Annotated in this window: 6 protein-coding genes; all 6 read left to right on the top strand. The window is 61.4% G+C overall.

Annotated features, from left to right (window positions below):
- The first annotated feature begins 316 nt into the window (after positions 1–316).
- The 6 genes from JFT86_RS23240 to JFT86_RS23215 all read left to right on the top strand — a co-directional run bounded on the left by JFT86_RS23240 (position 317) and on the right by JFT86_RS23215 (position 19022).
- On the top strand, positions 317–694 hold the full coding sequence (locus JFT86_RS23240; protein ID WP_201238502.1) for a hypothetical protein: 378 nt from the start codon (positions 317–319) through the stop codon (positions 692–694).
- 220 nt (positions 695–914) lie between these two features.
- Complete coding sequence (gene gspE / locus JFT86_RS23235; protein ID WP_201233666.1) at positions 915–2321, top strand: type II secretion system ATPase GspE; 1407 nt, start codon at positions 915–917, stop codon at positions 2319–2321.
- The gene (gspF, locus tag JFT86_RS23230; protein WP_201238501.1) at positions 2321–3532 is read left to right on the top strand and encodes a type II secretion system inner membrane protein GspF; all 1212 of its coding nucleotides are present in this window, start codon (positions 2321–2323) and stop codon (positions 3530–3532) included. The genes gspE and gspF overlap by 1 nt, the downstream gene beginning before the upstream one ends.
- 445 nt (positions 3533–3977) lie before the next feature.
- Positions 3978–5090, top strand: coding sequence for a substrate-binding domain-containing protein (locus tag JFT86_RS23225; protein WP_201238500.1), 1113 nt, complete (start codon positions 3978–3980; stop codon positions 5088–5090).
- A gap of 95 nt (positions 5091–5185) precedes the next feature.
- Positions 5186–6298 (top strand): substrate-binding domain-containing protein, encoded by a 1113-nt coding sequence (locus tag JFT86_RS23220; protein ID WP_201233664.1) that lies wholly within the window; start codon positions 5186–5188, stop codon positions 6296–6298.
- A gap of 223 nt (positions 6299–6521) precedes the next feature.
- The gene (locus tag JFT86_RS23215) at positions 6522–19022 is read left to right on the top strand and encodes a filamentous haemagglutinin family protein (protein WP_201238499.1); all 12501 of its coding nucleotides are present in this window, start codon (positions 6522–6524) and stop codon (positions 19020–19022) included.
- Positions 19023–19058 lie beyond the last annotated feature (36 nt).

The following is a 19058-nucleotide window of genomic DNA, read 5'->3' as shown; positions in this document are numbered from 1 at the left end:
GGTTGCGCAGCAGCCCCAAATCCAACAGCTCCATTTTTCCAGACATACCGTGTGTTTCGGGTTTACGACTGCTGCGCAGCCGATCGGGGATAAATCCCCTCGCCACAGGGAATTGCATTGCTACAGGAAATCTCGGTGTTCCTTTGTATCGCATTGCCACAAGGATCAGGCGCAACACCGCACCTGTAGGAGCTGCCAAAGGCTGCGATCTTTTGATCCTGCTCTTCAGCGGCATAGAGAAAAGCCAAAGCAAAAGATCGACTTCGGGGCCGCGAGTAACCATCAAAGCGGTTCCAATTGAAGGGAGCACACGCTTTTGAATCAGCCCCTCAATGTGAGTGATGCCTTTGTGGTGAGGGGATTTATCCCCGATGGGTTGCGCAGCAGCCCTAACACCCGTCACCCGGATTATCCTGGTACTCCGCGTGTGCAGGATTTACGACTGCTGCGCAGCCGATCGGGGATAAATCCCCTCGCCACAGGGAATTGCATTGCTACAGGAAATCTCGGTGTTCCTTTGTATCGCATTGCCACAAGGATCAGGCGCAACACCGCACCTGTAGGAGCTGCCAAAGGCTGCGATCTTTTGATCCTGCTCTTCAGCGGCATAGAGAAAAGCCAAAGCAAAAGATCGACTTCGGGGCCGCGAGCAACCATCAAAGCGGTTCCAATTGAAGGGAGCACACGCTTTTGAATCAGCCCCTCAATGTGAGTGATGCCTTTGTGGTGAGGGGATTTATCCCCGATGGGTTGCGCAGCAGCCCCAACACCCGTCACCCGGATTATCCTGGCACTCCGCGTGTGCAGGATTTACGACTGCTGCGCAGCCGATCGGGGATAAATCCCCTCGCCACAGGGAATTGCATTGTCACAGGAAATCTCATTGCCACGGAGAACTCGGGGGACTTCAGAAGATGAGCGCGTTGCCCTACGCCTGGGCCAAGGCGCAGCGGATTCTGTTGTGCGACGGGGTGTTGACGGTGTGCCCGTCGACGCCGGGCTGGTCGATCAGCGAGGCGCGGCGGCAGTTTGGCGCGACCACGATACAGCGCGTGCGCGATGACGAACTCGACGGCTTGCTCGCCAGCGCTTACGCCGACACCGGCAGTGCCGCGGCCGTCGTCGGTGCGGCGGAAAACGAAGTCGACCTCGACCGCCTGATGCAAGACATGCCGGAAATCACCGACCTGCTCGACACCCAGGACGGCGCGCCGGTGATTCGCATGATCAACGCCTTGCTGACCCAAGCGGCGCGCGATGAGGCCAGCGACATTCATATCGAGCCGTTCGAAACCCATTCGGTGGTGCGCTACCGGGTCGATGGCACCTTGCGTGACGTGGTCTCGCCGCGCAAGGCGCTGCACGGCGCGCTGGTGTCGCGGATCAAGATCATGGCGCAGCTCGACATCGCCGAAAAACGCCTGCCGCAGGACGGTCGTATCGCCTTGCGTGTGGCCGGGCGGCCCATCGATATCCGCGTTTCAACCGTGCCGACCGGACATGGCGAACGGGTGGTGATGCGTCTGCTCGACAAACAGGCCGGGCGCCTGCATCTGGAAACCCTCGGCATGGATGCGCAGGTGCTGGCGAAACTCGATCACCTGATCCGCCAGCCCCACGGCATCGTCTTGGTCACCGGGCCGACGGGCAGCGGCAAAACCACCAGCCTCTACGCCGCACTGGCACGGCTCGATGCGAGCACCAGCAACATCCTCACCGTCGAGGATCCGGTGGAATACGACTTGCCGGGCATCAGCCAGATTCAGGTCAACGCCAAGATCGACATGACTTTTGCCCTCGCGCTCCGCGCCATTCTGCGCCAGGACCCGGACATCATCATGATCGGTGAAATCCGCGATCTGGAGACAGCGCAAATCGCGGTGCAAGCCTCGCTGACCGGTCACCTGGTGCTGGCGACCTTGCACACCAACGACGCAGTGTCAGCGGTCAACCGCTTGATCGACATGGGTGTCGAGCCGTTTCTGCTGGCCTCATCAATGCTCGGCGTGCTCGCGCAACGCTTGGTGCGACGCCTGTGCAATCAGTGCAAACAGGAAGACCCGGCGACACCGGGGACATGGCGCCCGGTCGGGTGCGCGGCATGCAATCAAACCGGCTACAGCGGCCGCACCGGCATTCACGAATTGTTCTGCATCGACGACGACATCCGCACCCTGATTCACCAAGGCGCGGGTGAGCAGGCCTTGCGTGCATCGGCGGCCAAGGCCGGGATGTTCAGCCTGCGTGAGGACGGTGAGCGCTGGATTCGCAGCGGCGCCACCGCCCCCGAAGAAATCCTGCGCGTGACACGGGACGCCTGATGAATCGCTATCGTTTTGAAGCTGCCGACGCGACCGGAAAAATCGAATCCGGGCATCTGGAGGCGGACAGTCAAACCGCTGCGTTCAGTGCGTTGCGCGGGCGCGGTTTGACTGCATTGTCGGTGCAAAAGGAAAGCAACGTCGCCCAGCATGGCGGTGGTGGACTGTTCGGCGCCAAACTCTCGGACAACGATCTGGCCTGGGCCACGCGGCAACTGGCGAGCCTGCTCGGCGCTAGTCTGCCGCTGGAAGCGGCGCTGAGTGCCACGGTCGAACAGGCTGAGAAAAAACACATCGCCCACACTCTAAGCGCCGTGCGTGCCGACGTGCGCAGTGGCATGCGTCTGGCGGAATCGCTGGCGTCGCGACCCCGGGATTTTCCCGAGATCTATCGCGCGTTGATTGCGGCGGGCGAGGAGTCGGGCGATCTGGCGCAGGTCATGGAGCGACTGGCGGATTACATCGAGGAGCGCAATAACCTGCGCGGCAAGATTCTCACGGCGTTTATCTATCCGGGTGTGGTCGGGCTGGTGTCGATCGGCATCGTGATTTTCCTGCTCAGCTATGTGGTGCCGCAGGTGGTCAGTGCGTTTTCCCAGGCGCGGCAGGATCTGCCGGGGCTGACACTGGCGATGCTCAATGCCAGCGATTTCATCCGCAGTTGGGGTTGGTTGTGCGCCGCGTTGATGACTGGGATGTTCTGGAGTTGGCGCCTGTATTTGCGCAATCCGGCGGCGCGGTTGAGTTGGCATCACCGGGTGCTGAGGCTGCCGTTATTCGGGCGTTTCATCCTTGGTCTGAATACCGCCCGTTTCGCCTCGACGCTGGCGATTCTCGGCGGCGCCGGGGTGCCGTTGTTGCGCGCACTGGAGGCGGCGCGGCAGACCTTGTCCAACGATCGCCTAAGCCTGAGCGTCACTGAGGCCACGGCCAAGGTGCGTGAGGGTGTGAACCTGGCGGCAGCGTTGCGCGTGGAAAACGTCTTCCCGCCGGTGCTGATTCATTTGATCGCCAGTGGCGAGAAAACCGGTTCGCTGCCACCGATGCTTGAGCGTGCGGCGCAGACGTTGTCCCGTGATATCGAGCGGCGGGCGATGGGCATGACGGCGCTGCTGGAACCGCTGATGATTGTGGTGATGGGCGGGGTGGTGTTGGTGATTGTGATGGCGGTGTTGTTGCCGATCATCGAGATCAACCAGTTGGTGCAGTAGTGAACAGAGGGCCTTATCGCGAGCAGGCTCACTCCTACATTTGAAATGCGTTCCCCTGTAGGAGTGAGCCTGCTCGCGATGAGGTCAGCTCAGGCAAAAAATCTGCAAAACTTTACAGCGCATCTGACCATCACCCGACCCTCATTCCCACCATCCTCGGGTTCTCCTTTCTGTCATCTGCAACGGCCCTTCAAGGGCTGTGGCCGATTCCCTCGAAAAGCCTGCTGCAGACACTCCGGATAACCGCGAAAGCACCCGAGAAAATACCTCGAAAATCAGCCCGCACCTCCCGAGGTTTTTTCCTTTATCTGTCACCGGAAACTGCGAATTTCTCAGTGCGACTTAACCAAGGCCAACGCTAGCGAGGGCCAGTTGAGTCCTCCCAGTGTCATGCAAGCCATCCGAAACCCTGTGTTCCCAAAACCAGTTGAAAAGGAGATTCTTCATGTTCAAGCGCACTCTGATCGCAGCTTCCCTGACCGTTGCCGCTCTGGCTTCCGCTCAAGCCATGGCCGTTACCGGTGGTGGTGCAACTCTGCCTGCCGCTCTGTACAAAGGTTCTGCCGACAGCATCCTGCCAGCCAACTTCTCCTACGCTGCCATCGGTAGCGGCGGTGGCAAGACTGCCTTCCTGACCAACAATCCAGCCGGCTTCAGCACCACCGGCACTGTGCACTTCGCGGGTAGCGACTCGATCCTCAGCGCTGCGGAACTCAACACCTACACCACCACTTACGGTGCTTCGTTCGGTCCGTTGATCCAACTGCCTTCGGTGGCTACTTCGGTTGCCATCCCTTACAAAAAAGCCGGCCAGACTGCACTGAACCTGACCAGCGCTCAGCTGTGCGATGCCTTCTCCGGCGCTAAAACTACTTGGGGTCAGTTGCTTGGCACTGCCGACACCACCCCGATCCGCGTTGTTTATCGCAACGTTTCCAGCGGCACCTCGGAAATCCTCAGCCGTCACTTGAACTCGGTCTGCCCGACCCAGTTTGCTACCAACTCCACCTTCACCAACGCTCGTCTGCCAGCCGGTTCGGCACTGCCGTCGAACTGGGTCGGCGTCGCCAACACTTCCGAAGTCGCCACTACCGTGAACGCTGTTGACGGTTCTATCGGTTATGTCGGTCCGGACGGTGTTGACGCCACCAGCAACGCGGTGGTTGCTCGCGTCAACGGTGTTCAGCCTACTTCGCTGAACGTGACTCTGGCCCTGTCGTCGGTGTCGGCTCCTTCGACTCCAGCCCAGGCTGCCAACCCTGCCAACTGGTCGCCAGTGGTGGCTAACCCGGCTTCCGGTTACAAACTGGCTGCCTACACCAACCTCATCTTCGGTCAGTGCTACAAGGATGCAGCCGTGGCCGCGAACGTCAAAGCCTTCCTGACCACTCACTACAGCAACCCGGGCAACAACACCGCGACTCAGGCTCACAAATTTGTTGCTGTGCCTAACGCCTGGAAAACCGCTGTCACCGCCAACTTCGTTACCAACTCTTCGGGCAACAACCTGGACATCAACAACGCCAGCGTCTGCAACGCTATCGGTCGTCCTTTGTAAGTCAGTTGTTTCAGTCTGATGTGTAGATGGCGGCCCTTCGGGGCTGCCATTTTTTTGGCTCCCGTTTGAGGGGGCGTTCGGTAAGGAGATTGAGCATGTTCAGATGTATTCGAATCGCTGCACTGGTATCGGCGGCATTGGTTTCGAGTCAGGCGATGGCGGTGACGATGAAGGGTGGCGGGGCAACCATCCCGGCGAAACTTTACAGCGGTTCGGTGGACAGCATATTGCCGGCCACCTTCAACTACGCCGCAGCGGGTAGCGGTTACGGGAAACAGGCTTTTCTGACTAACGATCCCATGCGGCTGAGTCAAACCGGGACGGTGCATTTTGCGGCCAGCGACTCCACTCTGACTGACTCGGAACTCTCGACCTATACCACCCAGTATGGGGCTTCATACGGTCCATTGATCCAGCTACCGTCGGTTATCACGTCCGTGGCTATCCCCTACAGAAAGACCGGCCAGACTGCTCTGAACCTGTTCGATAATCAGCTGTGTGATGTGTTTTCGGGTAAAAAAACCACATGGGGTTCTCTATTGGGCACCTCGGACACCACTCCTATTCGTATTGTGTTCCGGAAGGAGGCGAGTGGCGCTACGGAAATCCTGACCCGCCATTTGAACTCGATCTGCCCGACGCAATTTGTGACCGATGCACGATTCACTGTCGCACGCATACCCAATTCCTCAGTACCCGTAAATTGGGTAGCGGTGGAATATGACCAGGATGTTGTGCAGGCCGTGAACGCTGTCGATGGTTCCATCGGTTATGCCGGTCCGGACAACGTTGATGCAAGTAGCAACGCGGTTGTTGCTCGCATCAATGGTATCCAGCCAACCAATCCTTATGTCCTGGCGGCGTTGGCGTATTCAAGTCCACCGTCGAAAATCTCTGATGTCGATAATCCGGCCAAGTGGTCGCCTGTGGTAGCCAATCCGACGCAAGGTTACAAACTGGCGGGGTTCACCAATTTCATCTTCGGCCAATGCTATAAAGATCCTGCGGTTGCAGCGCAAGTTAAGGCCTTTCTGGCGGCTCACTACAGTATTCCCGGCAACAACGTCGCGACTCAGGCCCATAAATTCATTGCAATGTCGTATGCCTGGAAGAATGCGGTCATTGCCAACTTCGTCACTAACACCACTGGCAATAACCTCGATATCAACAACCCCAGCGTTTGCAACGGCATTGGCCGTCCCCTCTAAACGACAAATATTGAAACGCAATGGCGGCCCTTTCTGGGACCGCCATGTTATTCGCCCGGCATTCGGTTGTGCGGATTGCGCGAATACTCCCCCGACATGAAGTTTGTGTGACATCCGTTCGGTCGCGACCCTCGCCAACTGCCTATGACGTAACAGCAGGTTTTTGCAGGCCTGCGGCATCTTTGGCAACCAAAGTGTGGCAATCAAAAAGGATCTCGTAGTGATGCTCGCTCGCCCATCCCGTCGTCGTACCAACGTTCTGCCATCCAAGCGTGAAGTCATGGATCCGGCGCTGTGGTTGCTCAAGCCGTTGGCTCACGCCGTGGCGTTGTGTCTGGTGGCGGGCAGTGCGCAGGCGCAGACAGCGTTCAGTTCGAGCTGGTTTGCCGCCAAGGGCGCTGCGCAGCAAGCGGCAGCAGCACGGCCGAGCGTGGGCGGATTACCGGGGATGACGCCGCCGCTGGCTCAACAACAGAAGGCCAATCAGCAGTTGCAGCGCTCGATCCAGACCTTGAACAACACCGTGGCGGCGATTGCCGCGCAACAAGCCGCGCAGGCAGCCGGACGTGCTGCCGCGTTGGGCACGGTGCAGTTTGTGCCGGACGGTTTGGGCGAGGGTGGTTTGAAGGTCGATAACAGCCTGGCTCAGGGTTGGCAGAACGCCAAGGGTCCGCAACAGACTCAGGCTGATGGCAAGACCACGGTGAAGATCGAGCAGACCGCCGACAAGGCAATTCTCAACTGGGAAACCTTCAACGTCGGGCGCAACACCACGGTCGAGTTCGCCCAGCAGTCGAACTGGGCGGTGCTTAACCGGGTCAATGACCCGAGCGCGCGGGCCAGTCAGATTCAGGGCCAGATCAAGGGCGACGGCACGGTGATGCTGATCAACCGCAACGGCATCGTGTTCAGCGGCAGCAGTCAGGTCAACGTGCGCAATCTGGTGGCGGCAGCGGCGAATATCACCGATATCCAGTTCCGCGACCGTGGTCTGTACTTCGACAGCACCGGCACGCAGCCAACGTTCACCGATGCCGCCGGCAAGGTGTTGGTGGAACGCGGTGCTGCCATCGCAACCCACCAGCCGGCGTCGTCTACCGATGCCGGTGGTTATGCCTTGCTGCTCGGCAACGAAGTGCAGAACGACGGCAGCATCAACACCGTCAAGGGCCAGACCGTGCTGGCCGCGGGTGAGCGTTTCTACATCCGCAAAGGTTCGGGCACCGAGGGTAATGCGCTGTCCACCACCTTCGGTAACGAAGTCATTCCCGGCTTCAAGGCCGGTGCTGTGGCGGGCAACGTCACGAACAACGGTTTGATCCAGTCCGCCACCGGCGATATCACCTTGACCGGTCATGAAGTGGTGCAGAACGGTGTGTTGCTCGCCAGCACGTCAGTGGCCACGCGCGGCACGATTCATCTGACTAACCCGAGCACCGACAGCAACGGCAGCGTCACGCTGGGGCAGGGCAGCGCCACGGCCATCATGCTCGACAGCAGTGATCTCAGCGCCCTCGACAGCCAGCGCGACGCGGCCCTGACCAATGTCAGCGCGAACAACCGGATCCGTGGCGACCAGTCACGCATCGAACTGCAGAGCGGCGGCACTGTCGAGTTCCAGAGCGGCTCGATCACCTTGGCTACTGGCGGCCAGGTCGCGGTCAGCGCACAACGCCGCAGCGTGGTGCGTGACGGCGCGATGATCGATGTGTCCGGTGCCCTCGGCGTCAAAGTGGCGATGGAAAACAACAGCATCAAAATCAACGTGCAAGGCAACGAGCAGCGCGATGCTGCGGTCAACCGCGAGAAAGGCGCGCTCAACAGCAATGACATCTGGGTGGATGTGCGCGAGCTGGTTTACGTACCGGCAGGCACCAACGGTTATGCCACGGATCGCTGGTACACGGCGGGCGGTTTGCTGGAAGTCGGCGGTTATCTCGGCACGCAGAACCACAGCGTTGGCGAGTGGATGGCCCAGGGCGGCACGGTGAGTTTTGCCGGCAACGATGTGGTCACGGAAAAAGGGTCGCTGATCAATCTGTCCGGCGGCACGCTGGATGTGCAGAGCGGCGAGATTCGGCAGAGCTGGCTGCGCGGTGCGGATGGCAAACTTTACGAAGTCTCGCGCGCGCCGGGTGATCTGCTCTACACCGGTCTGTACAAAGGCTATGAGGACAACAGCGAACGCTGGGGCCAGACCAGTTACTTCTACAACCCGTTGATCGCGCCGCGCTCACGCTTCGAGTCGGGTTACACCGTCGGCCGTGATGCCGGGCAGTTGGTGGTCGCCACGGCCAACGCCGTGCTCGACGGGCAGATGATTGGCGAGGTGTACCAGGGCGAACGGCAGAATCAGGCGCCGAAACCGGTGCTCGATGGCTATGAACAAAGCCAGACGGCGCTGGCGCGGCGGGCGCAGTTGATCGTCGGCAGTTATGATCCGACTTATGTTGCCGCCGCGAGTGGCTTGTTGTACTCGCTCAATCCGACGCTCGACCAAGTGCAGATTGGCGGCGAGCGTCCGGTCGCCGGCAGTGATCTGGATCTGGCCGGTGCGGTGTCCGAGCGGCGCAAGGGCAAGTTGTATCTCGATAACGATCAACTCAATGGCTTCCGGCTCGGTGCGCTCAAGGTTGCGGCCAAGGATCAGGTCATTGTCGATGGCGCACTGACCGTCGATAGCGGCGGCGACATCACTCTGTATTCCCCGGACGTGCAGATCGGCGCCGACCTGAGCGCGCGGGGCGGTAATCTGCGCTTGGGCAACGTGCTCAATCAGTTCCTCAGCAGCGATACCGCTGACACTCGGCTCACGGCGAAGGTCGATAAGGCGACACAGGTAAAAGTGGCCGACGGTGTGCGACTCGATACCCGTGGCGTGTGGAGCAACCTGCGCACCAACCCGGACGACGGCGCCAGTCTTGCGTACTTGAATGGCGGTCTGCTGTCGATCCGCAGCAGTGGTGATATCGATATCGGCGCGGGCAGTCTGCTCGATGTTTCCTCCGGCGGCGCTGTGCTGGCCAACGGCAAGACCCGTGGCGGCAAGGGTGGTGACTTGACGCTGGAATCCAGTGCGATTTCGGCGCCCGGTATAACCCACCTCGACCTTGCGGGTGAGCTGCGTGGCTACGGTGTCACGGGCGGCGGCACGCTGACGGTGCAGGCCAACAAGATCCTCGTTGGCCAGACCGACCAGGCATTGGCCGACAACACCCTGCAACTGTCCGGTGATCTGTTCAGCAAGGGCTTTTCCGCTTACAACCTGATCGGCCTGAGCGGGCTGGATGTTGCCGAAGGCACCGCGATTGACATCACCCTGCCGGTGTACCGATTTGGTGATGCCGCAGCGACTCAGGCCAGTGGTGTCGACCCACGGGCGGCGCTGGAGTTGTGGACGCCGACGCTGGTCCAGGAAAACCCGACCAAGGGCCTGCTGACCCAACGCGCCGGCGCCAGCCTGACGTTGCAGGGCGGCGCCAGCCTGATCGGATTGATCGATGCCGCCAATAGCACGTTGACCCTGGGCCGTGGTTCGCGCATCAGTGTCGATCCGGGGCAGAGCATCAAGCTGCGCGGTGCCGGGCAGATCACCGTCGAAGGTGAACTGAATGCCTGGGGCGGGACGATTGATATTCGTCAGCAACAGTTCGGCTCGATCAACCCGGGCACCTCCAATCAAGTGGCGGATCCGAATGCGCACAACCGTTCGATCTGGATCGGCGAGCAGGCCGTACTGGATGTCGCCGGACGCGCAAATACGGCCATTGATGCCCTGGGGCGCACGTACGGTCAGGTCGGCAAGGGCGGCAGCATTATCATCGGTGGCGAAATAGACGCGAAACTGGCGACGGCCACAGCGGCCGATGCCTATGTCATCGTTCGTCAGGGGGCTCGACTCGATGCGTCCGGCAGCGAAGCTGTTGTCGATATCGCCGGTCAGGGGCCGACCCGCGTTGCAACGGATGGCGGGCGCATCAGCTTGAGTTCCTATAACGGCGTGTTCGCGGAGGGCAGCTTGCGTGCGGCGGCCGGAGGTGTCGGCGCTGCCGGTGGGCGTCTGGAGCTGGCGCTTGAGGCCCCTTTGTACATGGACTCGGCAAGCAATGCGGTGCGCGCGCCGAGGGAAGTCATTATCGGCCAGGACCCGGGGGACACTCGGCTGTCCGCCATTCTACGACCGGGCGAGGGCGCCGACAGTTTGCGTTACGGCCAGACGCGCCTGAGTGCGGATGAGTTGATGGCCGGCGGTTTCGACAACCTGAGCCTGCTGAGCAACGGCTTGTTGTCGTTTGACGGTGACGTCAATCTGCACATGAACCAGAGCCTCAATCTGTATGCCGGGGCGCTCTCGCTGGCAGAAAATTCCAGTGATGTAGCACGTATCGATTTGCGCGCGCCGTACCTGCGCCTGTCCGGTGTCGGTACTTATTTCGATGCCGTCACCATGACGCGGCCACGGGTGACCCTCAACCCCACGAACCGATTGTCGCAGGCCACGTTCAATGCATCGGCGAACCTGCTGGATGTGGGCAACGGGCTGTCGTTCGGTACGCAGGGTGCGATCTTGCAACAGCAAGGGCCTGCCGTTGCATACAGTCGCCGGGCATTCGGCCTGGTGTCGCTCGACAGCAGCGGCGACCTGCGTTTTCTCGCGCCCAATGACCGTGCCGAAAGAACCCGGCTGTGGACTCCGGGTGACTTGAATCTCGGTGCGGCGCAAATCTACCCGGCCACGGGCGTCCAGGCCGAAGTGCGCGCCGGCTATCAGGGCGCCGATCGGGCGAACGAACACACCCTGCGGATCAGCGGTCGCGGCACGGCACCTGCGGCGGTGCCTTACTCGGTATTCGGCAGTTTGAACCTGACCGCGGGCACCATTGAGCAGGGCGGGGTCATCCGTGCACCGTTGGGCCTGATCACCCTGGGTGACGATGTCCTGACCACCATACATGAGGTGCGCCTGTTGCCGGGCAGTTTGACGTCGGTCAGCGCCGCCGGGTTGCTCATGCCTTACGGCGGCACCACCGATGACATCGACTATCGCTACAACGACAAGTCTGTCGTCTTGAATGGCATCACCGGCGACACCAATGGCGTGGTCGTCAACTCGCAATACATCGATGTACAAAGTGGTGCGACCCTTGATCTGTCCGGTGGCGGTGACCTTCGCGGTGCCGGTTTCGTGTCCGGGCGTGGCGGCTCCACCGATGCCCGTCTCAATCCGTTGGTACGCAACGCCGCCGACGGCACCTTCAGCTTGCCAGGGCTTGCGAGCAATCCGGTCTACGCCATCGTGCCGGGCAATCAGAGCGTTTATGCGCCGGTGGTGGCAGGGGCTGCTGCAGTGGATCCGCGTGTCGGCCAGCAGATCACCCTTGGCGCGGGCGTGCCCGGTCTGGCCGCAGGCACCTACACCTTGTTGCCCTCCAGCTTTGCCCTGTTGCCGGGGGCGTTTCGCGTTGAAGTCAACGGTCAGGCGACCCCGAGCGGGACGACGCGCGCGCTGCAACTGCGCAATGGCTCCTGGACCAGCAGCGGGCAGATGTCGATTGCCAATACCGGTTTGCGTGACAGCCTCGCCAGCCAGGTGATTGTGACCTCTGCCGATGTGTTGCGCCGCTACTCGCAATACAACGAAACCAGCCTGGCCCAATTCATTTACAGCGATGCCGCACGTCGGGGCGTGCCGCGTGCGCTGGCACCCATGGACGGCAAGACGCTGGATTTGCGTCTGAACGCCGGTGGCGAACAAGACATTGCTTTGCTGTTCAACGGGCAGGCGTTGTTCAAGGCCGCCGAGGGGGGCTCGATCGGCACTGCTGTGCTGCGCGGGGGCAATGCCGGCGCGAACTTTGAAATCCTCGGCGCAGGGCATACGCCAACCCCAGACTTCAATGGCGTGTCGGTCTACGCCGACACGCTCAACAATCTCAATGCCGGACGTCTGAGCATCGGTGCGATGCCGAAGGTCCAGTACAACAACGCGGCCAACATCATTGATTTCGTTGGCACCAGCCAAGACATTGTTTTGCGTGAAGGGGCGATCCTGTCCGCGCCGGAAGTGCTCTTGCGCACCACGTCGACTCTTGGTGGCATCACGGTCGAGGCGGGGGCGGGAATCAACACACTGGGACGGGGCTATGTGGCCTACGACTCAACGGCGGGCTTTTTCTATCAGCCTGACCAATCCAGCCTGTTGCTCGCTTCCAACGGCTGGACCCACGTTCTGGCGCCGAAAGCGGCCAGCGGCATTTCCGGCGGCGGCAGCATCCGCATTGGTGTCTGCACAACGGCTGTGTGCAGCGATCCGGCAATCCTTTATTCGAATGGCAGTCTGACGGCCGCCACGGACAATCAATTCGAACTCGACGAAGCGGTGCGCTTCGGCACGCGTCAGCTCGCGCTTTCGGTCGGCTCGGTCAACGCCGGCAGTGCCGAGGCGCTGGCAGCGGCAGGCAGTCGCGTACCGGCGGGATTGATGCTGAACCAGAACGTGCTCAATCGACTGTTGCGGGGCGACACGCAGTACGGCGCACCGGCGCTGGAAACCTTGAGCCTGACAACTCGTGATGCTTTCAATTTCTACGGCAGCGTGAGCCTCGACACCCTCGATCCGCAGACTGGCCAGAGCAAACTGCAGAATCTGCTGCTGGTCACCCCGGCGATTTATGGCTCGGGCGATGCCAGTGATGTGGCGAGCATCCGCACCGCCAATTTGATCTGGAACGGCGCCACGCAAAGTCCTGGCGGCGTGATCACCGCTGGCGCCGGTACGGGCAGCGGCACGCTGGACATTCAGGCGCAACGCATCGAGTTGGGTTTCGGCCCGATGCCGCAGGCGAGCGGCCTGGATCAGAACAATCGTCTGGCGCTGGGTTTTGCCAACGTCAACCTGACGGCCAGCGACCGCATCACCGCCAACCACAAGGGCAACCTGGCGGTGTATCAGGAGCAGGGCGCTTACGATCCGCTCAAGGGTTACAGCTACAGCGGCGGCAACCTGAATCTGCGTACGCCGTTGCTCACCGGTGAAGCGGCGTCGGTGAGTGTGCTCAAGGCTGGCAACAATCTGACGCTCAGCGGTGGCGGGGCTGCAGGGGCGGCGGACGCCCTGGGTGCCGAGTTGAACCTTGAGGCTCGCAACATCGTGCTCGATAGCCGTATCACCCTGGCCAGCGGCAAGCTGACGGTCAAGTCCGAAGGCGATTTGACCCTGGGCAGCGCTGCGGTGCTGGACATGGCCGGGCGTACGCTGCCGTTCAACGATGTGAACAAATACAGCTGGGGCGGCGACGTGTCGCTGTACAGCGCCAACGGCAATATCCGTCAAGCGGCGGGCTCGCGGATTGACCTGTCGGCGAAGAATAATCAGGCCGGTAACCTCAGCGCCATTGCGTTGGCCGACGCGGCCGGAACCGTCGATTTGCAGGGTGAAATCCTCGGCGGCAGCAGCGGTTATTACGATGCCGGCGGCACGCTGGTGCCATACAAGGCCGGGGGCGTGGACATTCGCGCGCAAAATCTGGGCGCAGATGCCACCGCGCAGTTCGCCGCGCTTAATCAGCGCCTGAACGCCGGACAGGTGTTCGGCAGCCGCAGCTTGCAGCTCAAACAAGGCAATCTTGTGATCGGCGATGGCCTCAAGGCCGGTGACATCAATGTCTCGGTGGACAACGGCAGCCTGACAGTGACCGGTTTGGTCGACGCCAGTGGCGAGCGCGTCGGCAACATTCGTCTGTCGGCAAAAAACGCTCTGGCGCTGGCCGGCAACAGCGTGCTCGACGCTCATGGTCGAGTCCTGCGCGTTGACAGCTACGGCAAGATCATCGATGCACCGAACCGGGCCACGGTGGAACTCAATTCCGGTGAGGGTGTACTCACGCTGGCGTCCGGCGCGCGGATCGACCTGCGTCACGGCACCGATGCGGTGCCCGGTTTCCTTGCCGGGCAACACGATGGAATGCTGCGCGGCACTCTTGAACTCAACGCACCGCGTCTGGGCAGTAGTGACATCGCCATCGACGCCAGCGGTGCGTTGACCATTCAGGGCGCTCGCTCCATTGGCCTCAACGGTACACGCCGCTACACCGATGCCCGCGATGGCGTCGATCAAGCGGTCAGTGGCCGACCGTATCAAGTGATCGATCAAGCCATGCTCGAGCGCATTCACGGTGACAGCAACACCTTTATCAACGCCGCGCTGGGCAACAGCGATCTGCTGCAACGCAAACTCGCCGGGCTGAACAACGCCACTTACGCCGACGCGTTCCATCTGCGCCCGGGTGTGGAAATCGCCAGCAAAACCGCCGACGGCGACCTGGTGGTGGAGGGCGATCTGGACTTGTCCGGTTATCGCTATGCCAGCCTCAATCCGCACACGCGCTTGAACCCGTCGGTGTATGGCTCTGGTGAGGCCGGTAGCCTGGTCATCCGCGCCGGTGGCAATCTCGACATCTACGGCAGCATCAACGACGGTTTCGCGCCGCCGCCGGAAACTCAGGATGACGCCGGCTGGAAATTGATTGCCGGTGTGCAGCCGTTCGGTGGTGATCTGATCGTGCCGGGCGCCGGTGTGTCGCTGGCCGAAGGTACGCAGTTCCCGATAGGCGCCACACTCAATTACGACGTGACCCTCCAGGGGGCGGTATTGGCCAGCGGCACGTTGTTGCCGACTCAGGCGGTGCTGGGGGAGGCGTACACCTTCAGTGCGGGCACCGTGCTGTCGGGGGCGATTCACGACCAGAACGGTAACCTGTTGTACGCCGCCGGCACGCTGCTCAGCGACAGTGTGACGCTGCCTGCCGAATCACGTCTGGGTGCCGGTATTCGCTTGAACAAGGCCACCGCCCTGCAAGCGATGAACTGGCCCAAGGGCGTGCCGTTGCCAAGCGTTTACGATGCAGATCTGACGACCTTCTCCGGCGTGAAGTTAAAGGGCGCGCTGGCCTTGCTGCGCGGTTCGCTGATTCCGTCGATGACCGATGTAAAGCTCGCAGAAGGCACTTCGGTGATTGAACTGCGTCCGCTCAACGGTACGCAGCAAGGTAAAAACTGGGCTGTGGCGAGCATGCTGCCGTCGGGTAGTGCGTCGTGGTCGATGCGCGCGGTCGCCGGGGCCGATCTTCTGGCAGCCGACAGCCGTGCCTTGAAACCGGTGACAGCGGATGGCAACTTGCGACTGGCTGACGCTCATTACGGTGTGACGATCACACAGAGCGCCGGTCAACTTGTCTGGGCCGCGGATAATCCCTATGACCTTCCGGCGTATTACCCGGTGCCCGATGACCAACTGGGGGTATGTGACCAGGTTCCGGGACTCTGTGTACCGATGGCACGCTGGGTCTGGGCACCGGGGAACGGTCAGGCACCTGACTACGAACCGGTCACCGAGGAGTATCAAGTCCTTTGCGAGATCTATCCGGAGCTCTGTATCGCCAATAATCCCGGCACCACCGCCAAAGCCCATACGCAGATGTTCAGCGTCCTGCGCACCGGTACTGGCGACCTCGATCTGATGGCTGCCGGCAACCTGAGCATGGACTCGCCTTTCGGCGTCTACACCGCCGGTACACAGTCATCGTATGTCGACCCGTTGTATAACCAGAAGCGCGGGCATCTCTCGGACAATAATTCAGTGTTGGGCAGTGCCGGTGCTGATTATGAAAAGTGGGTCAGTGGTGGCGCCGATAGTCTTTATCAGGCCTGGTATCCGCAGATGGGGGGGAACCTGACAATCAGTGCCGGTGGCTCGGTCTCCGGTGATTCGGTCGGGACGAAAGCCCAATCGATAGCGGGCGGGTTCCGCGAGCAGATGGCCAGTGTGGCAGTGGGCAACTGGCTGTGGCGCCAAGGCACGGGAAACCCGGATGTGCCCACGGCCTGGTGGATCAACTTCGGCAGTTATTCCACCCAAATGAAGTCAGATCGGGTGATCAATACTGAACCGTATCTGGTGGGTTTCACCGGTTTCGGCACCTTGGGCGGTGGCAATATCAGCCTGCGGGCCGCTGCTGATGCCGGCATGCTCAAGCCGATGGGCGATGCCGTTAACTACCCGCGTGGTCAGGGGCTGATCGTCGCGGTGGGCAGTACCGGTCGGGTTGCCAGCGATGGCAGCGTGCAGATGACCGGTGGGGGTGACATGGATATTCGTATTGGTGGCACGCTCAACCCTTCGCTGCAGGCGCGAGCCGGAGAAACCGGCTTTGGCCAACCGAATCATGATCTACAGGGCGCGCTGATCAACCTGCGCGGCGCGGCACACATGACGGGTGGAGCACTCGGCGGCATCAACCTGCAGTACGGCGCCGGCGCCGTGTTCAATGATCTTCGGGAAACCCGCGCACTTGATCCGTTTACCTCGACCACCGGTAGCGCTGCCGGAGGGGTGGTGCTGATTCCGGGGGATTCGGGCATGAGCCTGAGCAGTCGCGGTGATTTGGTGTTGGGCGGTGCCGCGGATCCTGGGCGAGTGAGTCTGATGAACGCCAGCCCGATCATGGCGGCCGACGCAAGCGTTCAGCAGGGCGGCATCCTGAGTGGCTTTTCATTGTGGACTGACCACACGGCAATCGATCTGTTCTCGGCTGGCGGGAACCTGACGCCGGGCACACAGTTATCCGAGTTCAGCCCATCCAACGACCTGATCAGGGGCCGCAATACGTCTCCTACCGATGGCCGGTTTGTCTATCCATCGATTCTGCGCGCGGTGGCGGGCCAGGGGTCCATTTATGCGGGGCCATCCGCGACGTTCACTGGCGTAAACAACTACCCGCTGCAAGGTTACTCACTGCTTCTGGCACCGTCGAAGTCGGGACAGCTTGAACTGCTGGCAGGGGACTCTATCTACGCCGGTGGCTATGCGATCAACCAGTCGGGGGCCAGTCCGATGGCCATGGCTACCCCGTTCAACCCGGCATTCAATGCCTACGCCAACAGCAACGCTAGCAAACCGCTGCGCACCAACTACAGTGACGATGGCGTGGCGCCAGAGGGCAACGTGCGATATCCGCTGTTTGCCTTTGGTCCCAACAGCTACTCGGGATTGAACGACGTACAGGGGCCGGCGCGATTCTATGCGCTGACGGGGGACCTGGTGGGCGTTCGCAGTGGCGAAACGTTGAGTTTTTCCACTTCCGGACGCACCTGGTACGAAGCGGCTGGGCCTGTGTGGATGATCGCCGGACGCGACATCGTTGCTTCCGGGACTAGTCTGGGGCAGCCTGCGGCCGTGCCGAAAGTGGAAATGAGTAGCGGCAAGGAGGACATTTTTTCCACCGGCAACCTGTTCGTCCACAATGACCTGCGAGATGTATCGCGGGTCTCGGCAGGCCGCGACATTCTCTACAGCAGCTTCGATATCGCCGGCCCCGGCGTCCTCGATATCAATGCCGGGCGCAACATCCTCATGGAAAACCGCGCCAGCATCACCAGCCTTGGCTCGTTGGTGGCCGGCGATAAACAACCGGGCGCCAGCGTGGTATTGCAGGCGGGTGTGGGCGCGCAAGGGCCGGATTACTCCCGGTTCATTGCTCGCTATCTGAATGCGAAAAATCTTGCCAACGCAGAGACGTCGTTGAGCGCGCAACCGGGCAAAGTGGTCAAGACCTACCTCGACGAGCTGCAGAGCTGGCTGACCTTGGGCTACGGCTTCAGCGGTAACGCCGAACAGGCGCAAGCGTTCTACGCTGCGTTGCCAAGTACTCAGCAGGCGATCTTCGCCCGCCAGGTTTACTTCGCCGAACTGCGTGCCGGTGGCCTGGAATACAACGATGTCGATGGCCCGCGCAAAGGCAGTTACTTGCGCGGTCGCAACGCCATTGCCGCGCTGTTCCCGACCACCGATGTGGCCGGCAATCCGGTCCGTTATGACGGCGACATCACGCTGTACGGCGGTGCTGGGGTCAAGACGTTGTTCGGCGGCGATATCCAGATGCTCACGCCCGGCGGTGGTCAGGTGTTCGGCATCGAAGGTGCGGCGCCGCCATCGACGGCGGGGATCATCACCCAAGGCTCGGGCAACATTCAGCTCTACTCCGAGGGCAGCATCCTGCTCGGGCAGAGCCGGATCATGACCACCTTCGGCGGCTCGATCCTCGGCTGGTCTGCCGAGGGCGACATCAACGCCGGTCGTGGCTCGAAAACCACCGTGGTCTACACCCCGCCGAAACGCGTGTACGACACTTGGGGCAACGTGACCCTGTCGCCATCGGTGCCGAGCACCGGCGCCGGTATCGCCACGCTCAACCCGATTGCCGAAGTGGCACCGGGAGACATCGACCTGATCGCGCCGCTGGGCACCATCGATGCGGGCGAGGCGGGGATTCGCGTGTCGGGCAACGTCAACATCGCCGCGCTGACGGTGGTCAACGCCGCCAACATCTCGGTGCAGGGCAAGGCAACCGGCGTGCCGGTGGTCTCGGCGGTCAACACCGGGGCGATTACCTCGGCCAGTTCCGCCGCGTCATCGGCGACCCAGGCGGCGGAAGACGTCGCCCGTCAGCAGCAGGCAGCGTCGCGGCAGAATCAGGCCTCGGTGTTCACCGTGCAGGTACTCAGCTTCGGCAACGAACAACTGGCCCCGACCCGTGATGGCGCCAGCCGCGCACCGGCCCCGGGTTACAACCCGAACAGCCCGGTGCAGGTGTTGGGTGCGGGTGCGCTCGATGAACAGGCGAAACAGCAGTTGACCGAGGAGGAGCGGGGGCAGCTGACGTTGTAAAAGGACTCTCGTGAAGTACTTTTGGGCGGCCAGTTG

This window comes from Pseudomonas sp. TH06, from assembly GCF_016651305.1.
Classification (GTDB): Bacteria; Pseudomonadota; Gammaproteobacteria; order Pseudomonadales; family Pseudomonadaceae; genus Aquipseudomonas.
The sequence above is the reverse complement of the archived record's forward strand: the minus strand, read 5'-3'. Positions and strand labels throughout refer to the sequence as shown.